This window comes from Paraburkholderia sp. (genome assembly GCF_036488505.1).
GTDB lineage: Bacteria > Pseudomonadota > Gammaproteobacteria > Burkholderiales > Burkholderiaceae > Paraburkholderia.
Genome location: NZ_DASXHN010000283.1, coordinates 1 through 19,539 on the forward strand (window position 1 = coordinate 1; position 19,539 = coordinate 19,539).

12 protein-coding genes are annotated in these 19,539 nt (G+C 65.5%); 8 read left to right on the forward strand and 4 right to left on the reverse strand.

What is annotated here, in order from left to right:
• The first annotated feature begins 84 nt into the window (after positions 1 to 84).
• On the forward strand, positions 85 to 1,347 hold the full coding sequence (locus tag VGH68_RS16980; RefSeq protein ID WP_331604819.1) for an MFS transporter: 1,263 nt from the start codon (positions 85 to 87) through the stop codon (positions 1,345 to 1,347).
• A gap of 176 nt (positions 1,348 to 1,523) precedes the next feature.
• Here the strand turns inward: VGH68_RS16980 and VGH68_RS16985 are convergent, their stop codons facing one another.
• Positions 1,524 to 2,435, reverse strand: a complete 912-nt coding sequence (locus VGH68_RS16985; RefSeq protein WP_331604820.1) for a DMT family transporter — start codon at positions 2,433 to 2,435, stop codon at positions 1,524 to 1,526.
• A 185-nt stretch (positions 2,436 to 2,620) separates the two neighbouring features.
• On the opposite strand from VGH68_RS16985, the gene VGH68_RS16990 reads away from it, so the two are divergent.
• Both VGH68_RS16990 and VGH68_RS16995 read left to right on the forward strand, forming a co-directional pair.
• The gene (locus VGH68_RS16990; protein ID WP_331604821.1) at positions 2,621 to 3,631 is read left to right on the forward strand and encodes a LysR family transcriptional regulator; all 1,011 of its coding nucleotides are present in this window, start codon (positions 2,621 to 2,623) and stop codon (positions 3,629 to 3,631) included.
• A gap of 92 nt (positions 3,632 to 3,723) precedes the next feature.
• Positions 3,724 to 4,821, forward strand: coding sequence for an asparaginase (locus tag VGH68_RS16995; protein WP_331604822.1), 1,098 nt, complete (start codon positions 3,724 to 3,726; stop codon positions 4,819 to 4,821).
• Between the two features lie 116 nt (positions 4,822 to 4,937).
• On the opposite strand, the gene VGH68_RS17000 is transcribed toward VGH68_RS16995, so the two are convergent.
• Positions 4,938 to 5,930, reverse strand: a complete 993-nt coding sequence (locus tag VGH68_RS17000; protein WP_331604823.1) for a chemotaxis protein — start codon at positions 5,928 to 5,930, stop codon at positions 4,938 to 4,940.
• Positions 5,931 to 6,394: 464 nt separating this feature from the next.
• Between VGH68_RS17000 and VGH68_RS17005 the strand changes: the two genes are divergently transcribed.
• The 5 genes from VGH68_RS17005 to rfbC all read left to right on the forward strand — a co-directional run bounded on the left by VGH68_RS17005 (position 6,395) and on the right by rfbC (position 18,165).
• On the forward strand, positions 6,395 to 8,146 hold the full coding sequence (locus tag VGH68_RS17005; RefSeq protein WP_331604824.1) for a tetratricopeptide repeat-containing glycosyltransferase family protein: 1,752 nt from the start codon (positions 6,395 to 6,397) through the stop codon (positions 8,144 to 8,146).
• Positions 8,147 to 8,295: 149 nt separating this feature from the next.
• The gene (locus VGH68_RS17010; RefSeq protein WP_331604825.1) at positions 8,296 to 9,321 is read left to right on the forward strand and encodes an aldo/keto reductase; all 1,026 of its coding nucleotides are present in this window, start codon (positions 8,296 to 8,298) and stop codon (positions 9,319 to 9,321) included.
• A gap of 466 nt (positions 9,322 to 9,787) precedes the next feature.
• Positions 9,788 to 15,772 carry an excinuclease ABC subunit UvrA gene (gene uvrA, locus VGH68_RS17015; protein WP_331604826.1) on the forward strand — a complete coding sequence of 1,995 codons (5,985 nt, stop codon included), beginning with the start codon at positions 9,788 to 9,790 and terminating at the stop codon, positions 15,770 to 15,772.
• Between the two features lie 734 nt (positions 15,773 to 16,506).
• Positions 16,507 to 17,499, forward strand: coding sequence for a GlxA family transcriptional regulator (locus tag VGH68_RS17020; RefSeq protein ID WP_331604827.1), 993 nt, complete (start codon positions 16,507 to 16,509; stop codon positions 17,497 to 17,499).
• Positions 17,500 to 17,613: 114 nt separating this feature from the next.
• Positions 17,614 to 18,165: a dTDP-4-dehydrorhamnose 3,5-epimerase gene (rfbC, locus tag VGH68_RS17025; protein WP_331604828.1), complete on the forward strand. Its 552-nt coding sequence runs from the start codon at positions 17,614 to 17,616 to the stop codon at positions 18,163 to 18,165.
• A 418-nt stretch (positions 18,166 to 18,583) separates the two neighbouring features.
• Here the strand turns inward: rfbC and VGH68_RS17030 are convergent, their stop codons facing one another.
• Positions 18,584 to 18,745 (reverse strand): DUF1328 domain-containing protein, encoded by a 162-nt coding sequence (locus tag VGH68_RS17030; protein ID WP_331604829.1) that lies wholly within the window; start codon positions 18,743 to 18,745, stop codon positions 18,584 to 18,586.
• Positions 18,746 to 19,035: 290 nt separating this feature from the next.
• Positions 19,036 to 19,485, reverse strand: a complete 450-nt coding sequence (locus tag VGH68_RS17035) for a diacylglycerol kinase (protein ID WP_331604830.1) — start codon at positions 19,483 to 19,485, stop codon at positions 19,036 to 19,038.
• Positions 19,486 to 19,539: the final 54 nt, after the last annotated feature.

Sequence of the window (19,539 nt, forward strand, 5' to 3'; positions counted from 1 at the left end):
AGTCGCGAGCAGAGCCACCGGTGTTGCTCTAAACTAGCGCCGCCTGGTCAAGCCACCGCACGCCCCGTCACGAGCAATTCACCGATGCCCCCAGCCTCCGCCGACCCCGCCGATTCCGCCGGTTTCAGCCTGCCAAAACACCCGCCGTTCCAGCGTTTCTGGTGCACCCGAATCCTGTCATCGCTGTCATTCCAGATGCTCGCGGTCGCGATGGGCTGGCACGTCTACGCATTGACGCATAGCGCGTTCGCACTCGGTCTGGTCGGCCTCGCGCAATTCCTGCCGATGTTTCTGCTGACGCTCGTCGTCGGCCACGTCGCCGATCGCTACGATCGACGCCGCATTGCCGCGGTTTGCCAGGCGCTCGAAAGCGTTGCCGCGCTGCTGTTCGCGCTCGGCGCCTTCGGCGGCTGGATCAGCGCGCCGGTCATCTACGTGCTGGCCGCCTGCGTCGGCGCGGCGCGCGCGTTCGAATCGCCCGCGGTGTCGTCGTTGTTGCCGGCCGTCGTGCCGCGCGGCTATCTGCCGAAGGCGACCGCGTGGGCGACCTCCGCGAATCAGACCGCGCAGATCGCCGGGCCCGCTCTCGGCGGTCTGCTGTACGGTATCGGCCCGGGCGCCGCGTATCTCGCATGCACGCTGACGTTCGCGGCCGCCGCGGGGTCCGTGTGGAGCATCCCGTTGCAGACGAAGCCACCGAGCCGCACGCCCGTCACGCTCGAATCGGTGTTCTCCGGTATCGCGTTTATTCGCAGCGAGCCCGTGATTCTCGGCGCGTTGTCACTCGACCTGTTCGCGGTGCTGTTCGGCGGCGCGACCGCGTTGTTGCCGATCTTTGCACGCGACGTGCTGCACGCGGGACCGATCGGTCTGGGTTTTCTGCGCTCGGGCACCGCGATCGGCGCGCTCGCGGGCACGATCTGGCTCGCGCACTTTCCACTGCGCAACTCGCCTGGCGCAGCGATGTTCGGCGGCGTGATCGCGTTCGGCGCCGCGACGATCGTGTTCGGACTATCGCATCAGTTCATCGTGTCGTTGCTCGCGTTGATGGTGCTCGGCGCGTCGGACACGATCAGCGTCGTCGTGCGATTGTCGCTCGTCCAGTTGCGCACGCCCGACAACATGCTCGGCCGCGTCAACGCGGTCAATTCGCTGTTTATCGGTACGTCGAATCAGCTCGGCGAATTCGAATCGGGTTTGACGGCGGGGTGGTGGGGTGCGCAACCGGCAGTGCTGGCTGGCGGCGTCGCGACGATCGCGATTGCGTTGCTGTGGATGCGGCTGTTTCCAGCATTACGGCATACGCGCACGCTGGAACGCGAAGACGAGCTGGCGGCGAGCGCGTGAGGGCCCGAATATTCTGCTTGCGAGGCTTGCGCCGCGTTGGCTGATGGATGCCGGGTAGCGGGCTGATGGCGGCCTGACGCCGGATTCGCGCCGCGCACCCGATGCGCTTGCACGGACTGCCTCGACGCGCTTGTCCGGCTTCGCATCGGATGACGCCCGTCAGCACGAATTCCCACTCAGGCCCGCGCGGTGCTGGCCCGCCATGCGCGCCACCGCACCGTCGCCAGTATCGACGCCGCGACGATCAGCGCGCCACCCGTCCACGCGGTCGGCGAAACCTTTTCCCCCAGCCACAGGCACGCGAACAGCGCGCCGAAGGCCGGTTCGCTGCCCATCAGCAGCGACACGCGGGTCGGGCTGCTGCGCTTGATCGCGAAGTTCTGCGCGAAGAACGCGAATAGCGTGCACGCAAGCACCAGATACATGACGTAGCCCCAGAAGCTTGCGTGTCCGGTGAGCGCCGGCAGCGCCTGCCACTGGCGCGGCGCGAACAGGCAAGCCGCCGCCGCGCTGCCGGCCGCCACCACGCCTGACTGAACCGCGGTGACCGTCAACGGCGGCAGCGCCGGATCGCGCATCACCCGCTTGGTCACGCAGACCGTCAATGCGCGCAGCAGCGCGGCGAGCAGGATCAGCGCGTCGCCGGCATTGAAGCGCAACGGTCCGTCGCCCGCGAGCAGCCATGCGCCGAACAGCGACAGCAGCACCGCCGCCCATTCGACGCGGCCCGGCGCGCGCCTGAGCAGCAGCCATTCGACGGGCGGCGTCAACACCACGCACAGGCTGATCAGAAACGCGGCGTTGGCCGCGCGCGTCATCTGAATGCCGAAGGTCTCGGCGAGGAAGATGCCGAGCAGTAGCACGCCCGCGATCAGCAAGCCGCGCAGCGTGCGCGCGCTGGCATCGCGCAGGTGCCGCAACGCGGGCGCGAGAATGACAAACGTCATCCCGAAGCGCAGCGCGAGCAGGCCGAGCACCGGATAAAACGCCAGCGCGCTCTTGACGACGCCGTAGCTGGTGCCCCACACCGCGGCGACGGCGAGCAGCATCAGATCGGAAAACATCAGCAGACGTTCCTGCTTGGACATGGGGGACCTTGTGACGCGAGTGGTGCGGGAGGTGAAAGCGCCGCAAGCGGGCGCGCTCCACGCTGATCGAGCGGCTATTGTGCGGCTTTGCGCGTGAGAAGATAATCGGGGCGTCGCGCACAGGTTTTATGTCGCAAATGCACTAATACATTCCGTCGACCGCGCCCGCTGCCCAGACCGCCACGATGACTCCAGCAGAGCTTTTCGCGCTTTTACCCGACATGGCCGTGTTCGCGCGCGTCGTCGATGCCGGCAATTTTTCGCTCGCCGCGCGCCAGCTCGGCAGCACGCCGTCCACCGTGAGCCGGCAGATCAAACGGCTCGAGGACGCGCTCGCGACACGTCTGCTCGAACGCTCTACGCGCAGCGTGCGTGTGACCGAATCCGGCCTGGAGGTCGCGCGGCTTTGCCGCGACATGGTGGGCGCCGCGTCGGGCGCGGTCGATGCCGCGGGACAACTGACCGGCAAACCGCAAGGCAAGGTCAGCGTCAGCGCGCCGACGCAATTCGCGCGTGCAGTGCTGCATCCGCTGATGCCGGCTTTCTTGCGCGCGTATGACGAGGTCGATCTGCGGATTCTCTTTACCGATCACGACGTCGATCCGCTTGCGGAAGACGTCGATCTGGTGATCCGGCTCACGGAGCATCCGCCGCCGGCTCTGGCGGGCCGCCGGCTCGGCGCGGTGCGCTGGCTGCTCGCGGCATCGCCCGATTATCTGCGCGAGCGTGGGATGCCGGCGCAGCCGCGCGATTTGCGCGAGCACGCGTGCATCTATCTCGGCGAGGCCGCCGACGATAATCGCTGGCGCTTGCGGCGCGGCACCGAAACGCAAAGCGTCGAGGTCAAAGGGCGCTACGTGGCCAACCATGCGGGCGCGCGGCTCGAAGCCGCCCAGCAGGGTTTCGGCATTGCCTGTGTGCCCGAGTTCGCGGCCGCGCACGCGTTGCGCAACGGCGAACTGATCGAGGTACTGGCGGACTGGCAACTGGACATGCGCGCGTATGCCGGTTCGGTATGGCTGTTGTATCGGCAGAATCGTTTCCTGCCGCCGAAGGTGAGGGCGTTGATCGACTACCTGGCCGCGCGAATTCCTGATGCGCTCGACGCGGCGCAAGCCCGGCCTGCTTCGCGCGCACGGACCAGCCGGCAAGCCAATGCGAAAGGAAACACTGAAGCACGTAAAAAGCGCACGTAAAATCGCTCACCGGCAATAAGGACGGTCGGCAACGCTAACCCGCCGCAGCGGCAAGCCCATCACACCGCTCGCGCGAACAGGATGAGATATCAATGACCCAGCCCGCAACGCACCACACCGCCCCTGTCGCGGCGACGATCTATCGCGGCGCGTCAGTCGAGAACACGCATCTCGCGCATGTCGCGCTCGTCGATGCCGACGGCCGTCTGCTGCATTCATTTGGCGACGCCCGGCGCATCACGCTCGCGCGCTCCGCCGCGAAGCCGGCGCAAGCGCTCGCGGTGCTGGAGACCGGCGCGCTCGAGCGCTACGGCTTCGATGACGCCGATCTCGCGCTGATGTGCGCGTCGCACAGCAGCGAGCCGCGCCATATCGAGCGCACGCGCAGCATGCTCGCGAAGGCGCAGGCGAGCGAAGCGGATCTGCGCTGCGGCGGTCATCCGCCGTTGTCCGATGCGGTCCACGTCGACTGGATCCGGCGCGGGTTCACGCCAGGCGGCGTCTGCAGCAACTGCTCGGGCAAGCACGCGGGCATGCTGGCCGGCGCGCGCTCGATCGGCGCGGCGCTCGCCGGCTATGAACTGCCGGAACATCCGTTGCAGGTGCGCGTAAAACAGACGGTCGCCAGCGTCTGCGATCTGCCGGACGACGGCGTGCAATGGGCGATCGACGGCTGCAATCTGCCGACCCCGGCGTTTGCGCTGGACCGGCTCGCGCGTCTGTTCGCGAAGCTCGCGGCGGCGCAGGACCAGGTCGCGGCGGTGCAGCCTGGCCCGGCCGTCGCGGTCTCGACACGCACGGCCGCGCTCGCGCGCATTTATCGCGCGATGACTTCCTATCCGGAACTGGTGGGAGGCGAGGGCCGCTTCTGCACGCTGCTGATGCAGGCGTTCGGCGGCGCGCTGGTCGGCAAGGTCGGCGCGGACGGCAGCTATGCGATCGGCGTGCGGGCGTCTGCACAGACCGCGCGGCTGGGCGCGCAGGGCGCGCTCGGCATCGCGGTGAAGATCGAAGACGGCAACCTCGCCGCGCTATACGCGGTGACCGCCGAACTGCTCGCGTTGCTGGACCTTGGAACGCCCGAACAACGTGCGGCGCTCGACGGCTTTCATGCGCCGAAGCGGCTCAATACGATGGGCGTCGATATTGGCCGCATCGGCTTTTCGATCGAGCTCACCGCCCATTGTTAGAAAAGCCGCGTAGCGCGGGGTCGATGCGTTGGCGTCGGCCACCCGCGCTGCTCAAACCGAATCATCGAACGACGCTGACGCTGAGCTCCACGCGCGTCGAGCCGCGTCATGCCACGTCAGGCCGCCACGCCGTTCACCGGCGCACCGCCCAGCGCATTGCGGATTGCGTTGGCCAGTTCCGCCGCCGCGAACTTCGCGACATAGCCGTTCGCGCCGGCGTTTTTCACGTGCGCCTCATTGGCCGCGCCCGTCAGCGACGAATGGATGATCACCGGAATATCGCGCATCCGTTCATCGGCCTTGATCTGACGCGTCAACATGAAGCCGTCCATCTCCGGCATCTCAAGATCGGTCAGCACCAGCGCGATGCTGTCTTTGGTGCGCGCGCCGTTCTGCTGCGCTTCACGCGCGACCTGCTGCAGCGTATTCCACGCTTCCTCGCCGGTCTTCGTCATGATGAAGTCGGCGCCGATCGCGGTGAGCGCCTGCTCGATCAGCTTGCGCGCGAAGCCGGAATCGTCGGCGGCGAGAATCTTCGCGCCGTGGGGGATGCCGAGCGCTTCGCCCACCGACGCCGGATCGACGCTCGGATGCTGCGACGGAAATACGTCGCGCAACACCTGCTCGACGTCGATCACCTGCGCGAGCCGCGAGTCGCCGGTATTGCCGTCGATGCGGGCGATGCTCGTGACCAGCTTGCCACCGGCCGAACCATCGGCGGACAGTACCTGGTTCCATTCGAGCCGCACGATGTCGTCGACTTCCTCGACCGCGAACGCCTGGGTCGAACGCGCGAACTCGGTGACGAGCAGAATGTTCAGCCCGCGCGTCGGCTCGCAGCCCATCAGGCGCGGCAGATCGATCACCGGAATGATCTGGCCGCGAATGTCGACCGCGCCCATCACGAACGGCGACGAACCGGCGATTGGCGTGACAGTCGGCATCGTCGAGATTTCGCGGACCTTGAACACATTGATCCCGTACAGCTCGTGCGCGTCGCTGCCGGGCACGCAGCCGAGGCGGTACAGCAGCAACTCGAACTTGTTGGAGCTGGTCAGATTGCTGCGTTCGTGGTTGCGCTCGTGGTTGGCACGGGGGTCGTCTGCCATCGGAATCGGTCTCCAGGGTTGCGATGCTGTCGGTGCGTCTGAGGCGCCATGCCGGTGTTGTGTTTGCCCTGGCGCGTGGCTTGTCTACGGGTTATCGGCGTCGCCGGCAAAAAATTCAGCGCTTCGATTGAAGGGCGGGGCTGGCCCCGAATCGACAGCGATGGAAAACGCGCGGTCGCGTTGCGTTTGCAAGAACGATGCAAGAAGGTCTAAAGCAAATTGCAAGCTTTCTTACGGCGCGGGACCCCGGCCCCGATGCCGACAGGCGGTGCGGTAGGCGCCGGAAGAGCAATCCGCAGCCACCCGCTGCATCGATTTCCTGGCCCATCGATGCCAGTGGGAACCCGGGCTTTTCGGCGATAATCGGTCGCTTCCGGGCGTCGCCGCGTGCCGTGTCGTATGGTGCACACGGCGCAGACGCCGCGCCACGCCTCCCTGATTCTCCGCGCACATTGATCGACCGCATGAGCAAGCCCGCCAGTCTGCCGCAACAGTTGGACTCGATGCTCCGGCAAGCCGTCGCCCTTCAGCACAACGGCGCGCTCGCCGAAGCCGAAGAGCTCTATCGCGAGATCCTCGAACTCAAGCCCAGACACGTCGACGCGTTGCGCTGGCTCGGTGAACTGGCGTTGCAAACGGGCCGCTTGCACGAAGGCGTCGAACTGCTGAAGAACGCGCTCGCGGTCAATGCGAAACAGCCAGCCGTGCATTCGAATCTCGCGTACGCGTTGAACGCGTTGCAGCGCCACGACGAAGCGCTCGCCAGCGCCGATCGCGCGCTCGCGTTGCAGCCTAAATTCGCCGATGCGCTGAACCATCGGGGCAATGCGCTGGCCGCGCAGAATCGCCCGCGCGATGCGCTCGCGAGCTACGATCGCGCGCTCGCGCTCGCACCGGATTTCGCGGTCGGCTGGAACAATCGCGCGTGCGTGCTGCGCGATCTCGGCCGTTATGCCGAGGCGCTCGACAGTTGCGATCGCGCGCTCGCGTTGCAGCCGAACTATCCGGACGCATGGAGCAATCGCGGCAATGTACTGGGCGATCAAAATCAGCCGCACGAAGCCGAGCGCAGCTACCGGCGCGCGCTGGAACTCGCGCCCGCGTTCGTCGATGCATGGAACAACCTCGGGCTCGCGCAGATGGATCTGAACCAGCGCGAGCACGCGTTGTCGAGCTTTGAACGCGCGCTCGCGCTCGATCCGACGGCGGCGGAAACGCATTGGAACCAGGCGCTGTGTCTGCTGCAGATGGGGCGCTTCGAGACCGGCTGGCGCGAATACGAATGGCGCTGGGCGCGCCGTCGTATCAGGGCCGGTCAACGCGAATTCGCGCAGCCGTTGTGGCTCGGCGACTTTCCGCTCGACGGCAAGACGATCCTGCTGCACGCGGAGCAGGGGCTCGGCGACACGCTGCAGTTCTGCCGCTATGCGGTGCTGGTCCAGCAGCTCGGCGCGAAGGTCGTGCTCGAAGTGCCGCGCGCGTTGCTGCGGCTGCTATCGACGCTCGCGGGCGTCGACCAGTTGATCGAAGCGGGGCAGCCGTTGCCTCCATTCGATTGTCATTGTCCGTTGATGAGTCTGCCGCTTGCGTTCAGGACCGACGAGGCCAGCATGCCCGCAGCGGCACCTTATCTGTTCGCCGATGCGGCAAGCGCGAACCGATGGCGCGAGCGTATCGCCGCGGACATCGGCGCGAATGCGGACGTTGGCTCGGGAAAAAAGCCCCTGACAGTGGGCCTCGTGTGGGCCGGCGAAAACCGCGCGCAGGTCGCGGAGCTTCGCAAGATCGACGCGAGGCGCTCGCTTGCGTTCGAACGTATCGCGCCGTTGCTCGATGTGCCGAAGGTGCGCTTCTTCAGCGTGCAGAAGGGCATCGCCGCCCAGCAGCTTGCGGGACATGCGCGCCGTGAGCGCGTCGTCGATCACACGGACCTGCTCGATGATTTCGCCGACACCGCTGCGTTGGTCGCCAATCTGGATCTGCTGATTTCGGTCGATACGTCCACCGCGCATCTGGCCGGTGCGCTCGGCAAGCCGGTATGGATTCTGAACCGCTTCGACACCTGCTGGCGCTGGATGCTCGAGCGCACCGACACGCCGTGGTACCCGAGCGCGCGTCTGTTCCGGCAACCGGCGCTCGGCGATTGGGGCAGCGTGATCGATGCGGTGCGCGATGCGTTGGCCGCGACGAGTGCTTCACATGCACGCGGCGTCTAGCCGTTGCGGTGCTTTCGTCTGCAACGCATCGACCACGCCGATGCCGCGCGTGTACCGGCTGAAAAACGCGCCCGCCTGAGCGACGCATTTTCGTGGACACGCGTAGACTGAACGTCCGCTTATCGACGGCTATGCCACGGAGATTGTTAATGGAATACAGACATCTGGGTGCATCGGGTTTCAAGGTGCCGGTGCTGAGTTTCGGCACGGGTACGTTCGGCGGCAAGGGCGAATTTTTTCAGGCGTGGGGCGCGACAGACGTCGCCGAAGCGCGGCGTCTGGTCGACATCTGCTTCGACGCGGGCGTGACGATGTTCGACACCGCCGACATCTATTCGAGCGGCGCGTCCGAAGCGGTACTCGGCGAGGCGCTGAAGGGCAAACGCGACAAGGCGATCATCTCGACCAAGGCGACCTTCCGTTTCGACGACGGCCCGAACAGCGTCGGCTCGTCGCGTTTCCATCTGATCCAGGCGGTCGATGCGGCGCTCAAGCGGCTGCAAACCGACTACATCGATCTGTTCCAGTTGCATGGCTTCGACGCGAAGACGCCGATCGCCGAAGTGCTGTCGACGCTCGACGACCTCGTGCGTGCGGGCAAGATCCGCTACACCGGCGTGTCGAATTTCTCCGGCTGGCATCTGATGAAATCGCAGGACATCGCGGAGCGCTATGGCTATCCGCGCTATGTCGCGAATCAGACTTACTACTCGCTGGTCGGCCGCGATTACGAATGGGAGCTGATGCCGCTCGGCATCGACCAGGGCGTCGGCGCAGTCGTGTGGAGTCCGCTCGGCTGGGGCCGCCTGACCGGCAAGCTGAAGCGCGGGCAGCCACTGCCCGAAACGAGCCGGCTGCACAAGACCAGCGACATGGGGCCGCCGATATCTGACGAGTACCTGTTTCGCGTACTCGATGCGATTGACCAAGTCGCGGCCGAAACCGGCAAAACCGTGCCGCAGATCGCGCTGAACTGGCTGCTGCAACGCCCGACGGTGTCGACGGTGCTGATCGGCGCGCGCAACGAGGAGCAGTTGCGGCAGAACCTCGGCGCGGTCGGCTGGAATCTGACGCCCGAGCAGGTCGCGAGGCTGGACGAGGCCAGCGCGGTGCGCCCCGCGTATCCGTATTGGCATCAGGAAGGATTTGCGGAGCGTAATCCGAAGGCGGTTTGAGCGCGGTTTTATGTCTGGTGCGCGGACTCGCCCGGGTAGCTCCGGCTCGCGGCGCGGCCGGGGTGGGCGTTGCGGGTGTCGCGCAGCCCAAGCCCCACCCCACCACCCGCGCCAGCAAAAACGCGCCGTTTCATGGTCGCCGCCGCGCATGCGGCGCCCGGCTTGCGGCAGGCCATCTGGCGATCCAGTGCACCCAAGCGCACGGTGCCCGCGCGATGGAAAACTGTATAAACATACAGTATAGTATCCCGTTGCAACCAGGCTTGCGGCGCATCACGCGGCTTCCAGGATGGGCCAAAGCCGGCCCAAAGGCGGCCCAAGCACGGACCCGCCTCTCCCCGACGCCCCCCAGGCACCGCGCGCAGCCGCGAGGAAGCGCGGCTCGGTGCGCGGTCTGCGTTGCACGGAACCTGCGGTCGCGAGCCGGCCGTGAGAGGTAGCCCATTCCTTCAGACGGTCGGAAAAATTGTCCTCCAACGACGCAACCCCTGACTCCATTGCCGGCGCAACCGCCAGCCCAGCCCCCCGCAAAACGAAAGGCACGATCCGCATCCGCGGCGCGCGCCAGCACAACCTGAAGAACGTCGATCTCGACCTGTACACCGGCGAAATGACGGTCGTCACAGGGCCGTCCGGCTCAGGCAAGTCGAGCCTCGTGTTCGACACGCTGTACGCGGAAGGGCAGCGCCGCTATGTCGAAACGTTCAGCGCGTACGCGCGCCAGTTCCTCGACCGCATGGATCGGCCGCAAGTCGACCGGGTGGACGGTGTGCCGCCCGCCATCGCGATCGACCAGACCAACCCGGTGCGCAGTTCGCGCTCCACCGTCGGCACGATGACCGAGCTGAACGACCACCTGAAGCTGCTGTACGCGCGGGCGGCCGAGCTGTTCGACCGCAACACCGCGTTGCCGGTGCGTCACGACACGCCGGAGACCATCTACGCGGAATTACTCGAACGCACCGCGCAACACGAACCCCGGCTCGTCGTCACGTTCCCGGTCGAACTGCCGGAGTCGGCGTCCGCGCAGGAGGTCGAGCAGTGGCTGTCGGCGAGCGGCTACACGCGTGTGCAGGCGCAGCGCGAAGTCGACTCGCCGACCGGCAAGCGCAAGCTGCTCGATGTCGTCGCCGACCGCTTCCGGCTGCGCTCGGTCGACAAACAGCGTGTGATCGAGGCGCTCGAGGCGTCGCTCAAGCGCGGCGGCGGTCGCGTCAATATCTACGTGCTGCCCGCTACGTCCGACGAAGCGCAAGGCTCGACTGCCGAGCCGCAAATCTGGCGCTTCTCGACCGGGCTGCACAGCCCCGAAAGCGATCTGCGTTATGCCGATCCGCAGCCGGCGCTGTTCTCGTTCAACTCGGCGTATGGCGCGTGCGAGGTCTGCCGTGGTTTCGGCCGCGTGATCGGCGTCGACCTGGGTTTGGTGATTCCCGATGCGCGCAAGAGCCTGCGCGAAGGCGCGGTCAAGCCGATGCAAACGCCGGCCTGGAAAGAGTGTCAGGACGACCTGATGCGCTACGCGGCGAAAGCCGACATCCGCCGCGATACGCCGTGGGGCGAACTGAGCGAGCGCGAGCGTCAGTGGGTGATCAACGGGTCGCCGGACTGGAACGGCAAGTGGCAGACCCATTGGTATGGCGTCAAACGCTTTTTCGAATATCTCGAATCGAAGGCGTACAAGATGCATATCCGCGTGTTGCTGTCGAAATACCGCAGCTACACGCCGTGCGAAACCTGCGGCGGCGCGCGTTTGAAAACCGAATCGCTGCTCTGGCGCCTCGGCAGCAAGGCCAATGCGAACGACGTGCTCGCGCCCGCGCAACGCTTCATGCCGCGTGGCGTCGCGTGGTCGCGCGCGCAGCTCGAAGCATTGCCGGGCCTGACCGTGCATGACCTGATGCTGATGCCGATCGAGCGGATCCGCCGCTTTTTCGACGACATCACGTTACCGAGCGCGTTGCTCGACGACGCGCTGAAGCTGCTGCTCGCCGAGGTGCGCACGCGGCTGAAGTATCTGTGCGACGTCGGCCTCGGCTATCTGACGCTGGATCGCCAAAGCCGCACGCTGTCGGGCGGCGAGGTGCAGCGAATCAACCTGACCACCGCGCTCGGCACGTCGCTGACCAAAACCTTGTTCGTGCTCGACGAGCCGAGCATCGGGCTGCATCCACGCGATCTGAACCGCATCGTCGAAGCGATGCACCGGCTGCGGGACGCGGGCAATACGCTCGTCGTGGTCGAGCACGATCCGTCGGTGATGCTCGCCGCCGACCGTCTGATCGACATGGGCCCAGGCCCGGGTGAGCGCGGCGGCTCGATCATTTTCGACGGCGCGCCCGAGGCGATCCGCTCGTCCGGTACGCTGACCGGCCAATACCTGGGGGGCCAGCGCCACGTCGCGGACGCCGCGCACTGGTCGCGTCGCCCGGTCGATGCAAGCACGCCGCGTATCGTGCTCGCAGGCGCGAGCGAGCACAATCTGCGCGACGTCAGCGTGGCAATTCCACTGCAGCGGCTCGTCTGCGTGACGGGCGTGTCGGGCTCCGGCAAATCGACGCTGTTGCAGGACGTGCTGTACCCGGCGATGGCGCGGCACTTCGGTCTCGCGACCGAATCGCCGGGCGCATACCAAAGCCTCACCGGCGCCGATCAGGTCACGGATGTAGTGTTCGTCGATCAGTCGCCGATCGGCAAGACCGCGCGCTCGAATCCGGCCAGCTACGTCGGCGCGTTCGATGAAATCCGCAAGCTGTTTGCCAAGGCGCCGCTCGCGCAGCAGCGCGGCTACGGCCCCGGCATGTTCAGCTTCAACTCGGGCGATGGCCGTTGCCCGACTTGCGGCGGCTCGGGCTTCGAACATATCGAAATGCAGTTCCTGTCCGACGTGTATCTGCGCTGCCCCGATTGCGATGGCCGCCGCTATCGCGCGGAACTGCTCGAAGTGAAGATCGAGCGGGGCGAACCCGCGCGCGCGTTGAGCATCGCCGACGTGCTGGAACTAACCGTCAGCGAGGCGGCTTCCTACTTCGCGAACGACGCTGAGGTGCTGCGCGTGCTGCAGCCGATTGTCGACGTCGGGCTCGAATACGTGAAGCTCGGCCAGCCGGTGCCGACGCTATCGGGCGGCGAAGCGCAGCGGCTCAAGCTCGCGGGTTTTCTCGCCGAGTCGGCGCAGGCGCGCGGCACACGTGGCGCGAAGCAGCGCGACCTGCCGAAGCGTCTGTTCATGTTCGACGAGCCGACCACGGGCCTTCATTTCGACGACATCGCGAAGCTGATGCAGGCGTTCGGCAAGCTGCTCGCGAGCGGCCATTCGCTGATCGTGATCGAACACAATCTCGACGTGATTCGCGCGGCCGACTGGCTGATCGACCTCGGCCCCGAAGGCGGCGACGGCGGCGGCCTCGTGCTGTGCGCGGGCACGCCGGACGACGTGAAAGCTTGCGCGGGCTCGCATACCGGCGACGCACTGCTGCAATACGACCGCGCGATGGATGCGCTGAGCGCCGCGCGCGCCATCGCCGCGGCCGGCGGCGTGGCCGCACAACCCGGATCGCAAGGCATTCCGCTGCAAAAGGCGCTGAGCGCCGCGCGCGCGCGCCGCGCTATCGAAGGCGAGGACGTGGTGCGCATCGTCAACGCGCGCGAGCACAACTTGAAAGCGCTCGACGTCGACATTCCGCATGGCAAGTTCAACGTGATCACCGGCGTGTCGGGCTCGGGCAAATCGACGCTCGCGTTCGACATCCTGTTCCACGAAGGGCAGCGGCGTTACCTCGAATCGCTGAATGCGTATGCGCGCTCGATCGTGCAGCCGGCCGGCCGGCCCGAGGTCGACGCGGTGTACGGCATTCCGCCGACCGTCGCGATCGAGCAGCGCCTGTCTCGCGGTGGCCGCAAGAGTACCGTCGCGACCACGTCCGAGGTGTGGCACTTTTTGCGTCTGCTGTACGTGAAGCTCGGCTTGCAGCATTGCATTCATGACGGCACGCCGGTCACGTCGCAAAGCGTCGAGTCGATCGCCGCACAGTTGCTGCGCGATCACAAGGGCCAGCATGTCGGCTTTCTCGCGCCGCTGGTCGTGAATCGCAAGGGCGTCTACACGGACCTTGCGAAATGGGCGAAAGCGCGCGGCAATACGCATCTGCGTGTCGACGGCGAATTCGTGCCGGTCGATCCGTGGCCGAAGCTCGACCGGTTCCGCGAGCACACGATCGAACTGCCGGTGACGGACCTCGTCGTGTCGGCCGATCATGAGGCGCAATTGCGCGCGGCGCTCGATCAGACGCTCGAGGTCGGCAAGGGTGTCATGCATCTGCTGGCGTCGCTCGACGGTTTGCACGACGCGATCAACGGTGGCGGGTCCACCGCGAAGCTCGGCGAAGTGAAGGTGCTGTCGACCCGGCGCGCGTGCCCGGTGTGCGGCACCAGCTATCCCGAACTCGACCCGCGCATGTTCTCGTACAACAGCAAGCATGGCTGGTGCACGAGTTGCGTCGGCACCGGGCTGTCGCTCACGCGCGAACAGCGCGTCGCGTACGACGACACGATCGTCGTCGATGACAATCGCGGCCGCGAACAAAGTCTGCCTTCGGAAGAGCAGGAACCGGAAGGGCTGGTCGACGAACCGTGTCCGGATTGCGCGGGCACGCGGCTGAATCCGGTCGCGCGCGCGGTCACGTTCGATTCGCAGGCGATCGTCGACGTCGCGCAGTGGACCGTCTCCGAGACGCGCGCGTGGATCGACACGCTGGCATTGACGGGGCGCGACGCGGAAATCGCGCGCGATGTGGTCAGCGAGATCGGCAGCCGCCTGCAGTTCCTCGAAGAGGTCGGGCTCGGCTACCTCAGCCTCGACCGCGCGGCGCCGACTCTGTCAGGCGGCGAGGCGCAGCGCATCCGGCTCGCGGCGCAGCTCGGCAGCAATCTGCAAGGCGTGTGCTATGTGCTCGACGAGCCGACCATCGGCCTGCATCCGCGCGACAACCAGATTCTGCTGAACGCGCTGCGCAAGCTCGGCGACAAGGGCAATACGCTGGTCGTCGTCGAGCATGACGAGGACACGATCCGGCGCGCCGATCACATCATCGACATCGGCCCGGGCGCGGGCAGGCGCGGTGGTTCACTGGTCGCGCAGGGCAGTGTCGCGGACCTGTCCGCGCAGCCCGACTCGCTGACCGGGCGCTTCCTAGCGCAGCCGATCGTGCATCCGTTGCAGCCGCGCCGTAAAGTCGTCGCGCCGGGCAAGCGCGCGGCGGCGACGCCGGAGAACTGGCTGACGGTACACGGCGGCAAGCTGCACAATCTCCGCGATGTGACGGTCGGCATTCCATTGGCTCGGCTGGTCGCGGTGACCGGCGTCAGCGGCTCGGGCAAGTCGACGCTCGCGCGCGATGTGCTGATGACCAATCTGCTCGATGCGGTGGGCCGCTCGGTGCTGTCGTCACCGGCGACGCGGCGCGCACGCGCGGCGGCTGAGCAGAAGCCGGCCGCGAACCGCCGTTCCAGCGTGCTGGCGCGCTCGGCGCCGCGCGCGCCGCTGAACGTCACGCACGTGTGGCAAGGCTGCGCTTCGATCACCGGGTGGGAAAGCATCGACCGGGTGCTCGAGGTCGACCAGACGCCGATCGGCAAGACACCGCGTTCGTGTCCCGCCACCTATATCGGCGTCTGGGATGCAATCCGCAAGCTGTTCGCGGGCACGCTCGAGGCACGCGCGCGCGGCTACACCGCGTCGCGCTTCTCGTTCAACACCGGCGAAGGGCGTTGCCCCGCATGCGAGGGGCAGGGCGTGCGCACGATCGGCATGAGTTTTCTGCCCGACGTGAAGGTGCCGTGCGACGTGTGTCACGGCCAGCGCTTCAATCCGGAGACGCTCGCGGTGACGTGGCGAGGCAAGAACATCGGCGACGTGCTGACGATGGAAATCGACGAAGCGGTCGAATTCTTCGCGTCGATCACGAACATCGGGCATCCGTTGCAACTGATGAAGGACGTCGGGCTCGGCTATCTGACACTCGGTCAGCCGTCACCAACCTTATCCGGGGGCGAGGCGCAGCGCATCAAGCTCGTCACCGAACTCAGCAAGGTGCGCGACGACATCACGCGGCGCGGCCAGAAACCGCCGCATACGTTGTACGTGCTCGACGAACCGACGGTCGGCCTGCATATGGCGGACGTCGCGAAGCTGATTCGTGTGCTGCATCGTCTGGTCGACGGCGGCCATAGCGTCGTCGTGATCGAGCACGATCTCGACGTCATTGCCGAAGCGGACTGGATCATCGACCTGGGTCCGGAGGGCGGCGTGGGCGGCGGCACGATCGTCGCCGCGACCGATCCCGAAGGGCTGTCACGCGTCGCCGCCAGTCATACCGGCACCGCATTGAGGCCGGTGCTCGCGCGCACTGCGGATGCCGCGATCCTGGCCGGCGAGGGGACGAACGGCTGATTCGCCGAGCCGGAACAAACGGCGGGGCCGGCGCTCCGCCGTTTCGTTTCGGGAGCGCGCGGTCCGTTCGGGGTTCGCTCGTCGCTCCCTCCCGGTTCGCTCCAGGTCCGCTCCAAGTCCGCTCCAAGTCCGCTCCAGGTCCGCTCGCAGTCGCTGGCGTTCCGCTCCCGCTTTATTTCATACGAATTAAACACACATGTTTCAATATAGAAACGTTTTCGAACGCCCGATAAATACCGATTGAAATATTTATTCGCGACAACGCGAATATCCGCGAAGGGATCAATTGCATGAGCATGCAAATTCCTGCTTTGCGAATAAAAGGCCGGAATCAACGGTGTTATTGGGTATTTTTGCCGTTCAGGTTTGAAACATTTCCAAACTGGTGCATGGCGACCCCAGCTGTTGCCTCGGCAACTGCCGCTACAGAAAGGGGGGAGCATCTCTTCGCGAGGGCTTCTGTACGGGCTTTGCGGTAAGATGTCGAGCATGCGGCGCGCTCGGTCCAGCGCCGGGCCGACCCCTCAGCATCCGCATCAAACGCGCAATAAATTTCCTCATACATTGGCTTTCCGATGAAATGCGTTTTTAAAATTTACTATAGCGATCCATTCCGCTAACATCACGCTTAAATCCTTTACGTTGACTGTGTTGTCAGCCGAATAAATATTCTCTCGTTCCGTTCAATCGCGGGACTTCGGGGTCCACAACGTACGACCGTTTGAGGAAAGATCATGCCGCAAATGCACCTTGATACCGCGAGAGTTACGTGGCTCCACACGCCGTCCTTGAATGTCCGTACTGCGGCGCGGCGAATCGGCATCCTGTTGTTCGACGGCTTCTGGCTGCTCGGCCCCAGCACCGTGATCGAGATCTTCCAGAGCGCGAACGAACTCGCGGGCGCGCGAGCTGGCGAAGATCCTCCTTACGATGTGCAGTTGCTGTCGATGGACGGCGGCAACGTCGGCAGCTCGTCGTCGGCGCGCATCTGGACCGAGCGGATCGACACGCGCTTCGGCGCCGGCTTCGACGTGCTGTTCATCGCGGGCGGCTATGGCGCGCTCGCGGCGGCACGCGACGAACGGCTGCTGAACTGGCTGCGCGCGGTGCAGTCGCGCACGCGCGCGATCGAGACGATCGGCGAAGGACGGCTCGTGCTCGAAGCGGCCGGCCCAACCGAGCACGACGGACTGATGAACCGCTATCCGGGCGCCACCGGGAGCGAAGGCACGTTCAGCGCGGCCAACGACCGCAACGACTGCGCGCGCAGTGCGCTAATGTTCATCAAGCGCGATCTCGGCGCGGAACTCGCGCGCAGTGTCGCGGACCGCGTGTTGCCCGGCATGGCCGCGACGTGGGTGCCGCTGCCGGCCGAGGGCGGCACGCTGAGCGTCGCCGAAAAAATCCGGGCGGCCGCGCGCTGGATGGAAGCGAATTGCGATCGGCCGGTGTCGGTGGCCGATGCCGCGCAGGTGGCCGCGATGAGCGAGCGCAATTTCCTGCGCCGCTTCAAGCATGAGATGCAGGTCACGCCGTCCGACTACTTGTTGCAGGTGCGGCTGCGCATCGCGTGTAACTTCCTCACCGAGACCGAATTGCCGGTCGACAAGATCGCGCGCCGCAGCGGCACCGGCAACGGCGATCGTCTCGCGAAAATTTTCCGCAAGCGCATGGCGTTGTCGCCAACCGAATATCGTGCCCGAAGCCGGGCGGCCAGCGAGGCGTAGCATGACTGCATAGCATGCATCACGCGAGCCCGCGTAGTGGGCTGTCTCGTCCGTTGAACGCGGTCGCATGGGCGGCCGCGTTTTTGCTGTCAGCCTTTTACGAGCACAGTGGCGATGGGCAACAAGGTCATGGCGACGGCATTGCCGGAGGTCAAACTGATCGAGCCGGAAGTGTTTGCGGACGAGTTCGGTTTCTGCTTCGAAAGCTTCAGCGCCGACGAGTTCGCAGATGACGTCGCGCCGGGTTTGACCTTTGTGCAGGACCGGCATTTGCGCGCGGTGCGCGGGGTATTGCGCGGACTGCACTATCAGGTGCAACGTCCTCAGGGGCGCCTGCTGCGCGTGGTGCGCGGCGAAGTGTTCGACGTCGCGGTCGACGTGCGCCTCAATTCGCCGAACTTCGGCAAGTGGAGCGGCAACTATCTGAGCGAGACCAACCAGCGGCAGATCTGGATACCGCCCGGCTTCGCGCACGGCTTCGTCGTGCTGTCGGACGTCGCCGAGTGCGTGTGGAAGACCACCGAATACTGGTTTCCCGAACTCGAGCGCTGCCTGTTGTGGTCCGATCCCGACATCGGCATCGAGTGGCCCATCGATTTCGAGCCGATCCTCGGCAGCAAGGACGCCGCCGGCCGGCGTCTGTACGAAGCGGAAAACATCTCGTGACTCAGCTCGTGACTGGCAGTTGAGTTCTTACGACACTTTTTTTGCCACAACGGTCGCGGGTCGAAGCGCATTCGAGCATCGGGTTCTACGAGATGCTCAAGCCCACGTGCTGTCGTCCGGGGTCGCATGATCAAGCCCCAATCGGTCCCGTCCACGGTGTCTTTACGCGTGCCGCCCGATCGCGCTGCGGCCTGATGAGTGTCGCGTTGGCGGCGGCGCAAGACGGGGTCGATGCAACGCCTCACGCCGGGCCACGCGAGTCGCGAGAAAAGCCGATGCATCGGCAACGATTGCAACGTGGCGCGGCAAGTATTGCAACGCGGTGGTGACGAGCGCATCCAGCGGGCGAAAGCCCGGTTGGACGCCGCGGGCCTGGCACAGGAATCGACATCGGCGTGAACAGGCCCGCGCACTGCGGTCAGCGTCGAATCACGCCCATCAGCAGCGTGACGAGGAAGATGACGATGAAGATGAAGAACAGTACCTTCGCGATTTCGGTCGCGCCTGCGGCGATGCCGCCAAAGCCGAATACCGCGGCGATGATGGCGATGATGAGAAAAATCACAGCGTATCGAAGCATGCTACCTCCACCGGTGGATCGTTGAGATGACGTTGGAACAGCGACCCGTTGCGGGCTCCACGTGTTATTCACGTGCCTTCACGGGCGACGTGTCGGCGAGCGAGAAACAGCAATAGCTGTGCCCATGATCATTGCAACGGCGGCGAGCAAAGCCACCGACCAGACATGGGTGGCGCGCATCGCACGGTCAATAGGCTGAGCCAGGAGCCACTCGCGGCGTAACTTCACCTGCATCACAGCACGCGCAACGAACCACCGGGATAGGGTCCGATGCGATAACGGCTTGCGGGTCAGCGGTGCAACCAGTGATACGCGAGTGGCCCGCACAACATGCCCCACGTCAACGCGCAAATCAGCAGCGCAATCGTCACCGCCGCGCTGCCGCAGTCCTTCGCGCGCTTCGATAACTCATGGCGTTCCAGTGAAATGCGGTCCACGACGGCTTCGATCGCCGAATTCAGCAATTCCACCAGCAGCACGAGCAGGACCGACGCGATCAGCAGCACGCGCGCGAGCGCGTCGACCGGCACCATTAGCGCGACAGGCACGAGGATCGCCGCAAGCACCGCTTCCTGGCGGAACGCGCTTTCCGAACGCAGCGTCGCGACGATGCCATCGCAGGAATGCTGCAACGCGAACAGCGCGCGCAGCGGACCGCTGCGTTTTACTCCGGACGGAGCACCGGGAGGTTTTACCGAGGGCGCCGCCGCGGAGTCGGTGTGATCGCTCTTGGTCGTAATGGCATGAAAGGCATGAAAAGCATGTCATCGGTCACTATTGTTAAATATAAACGT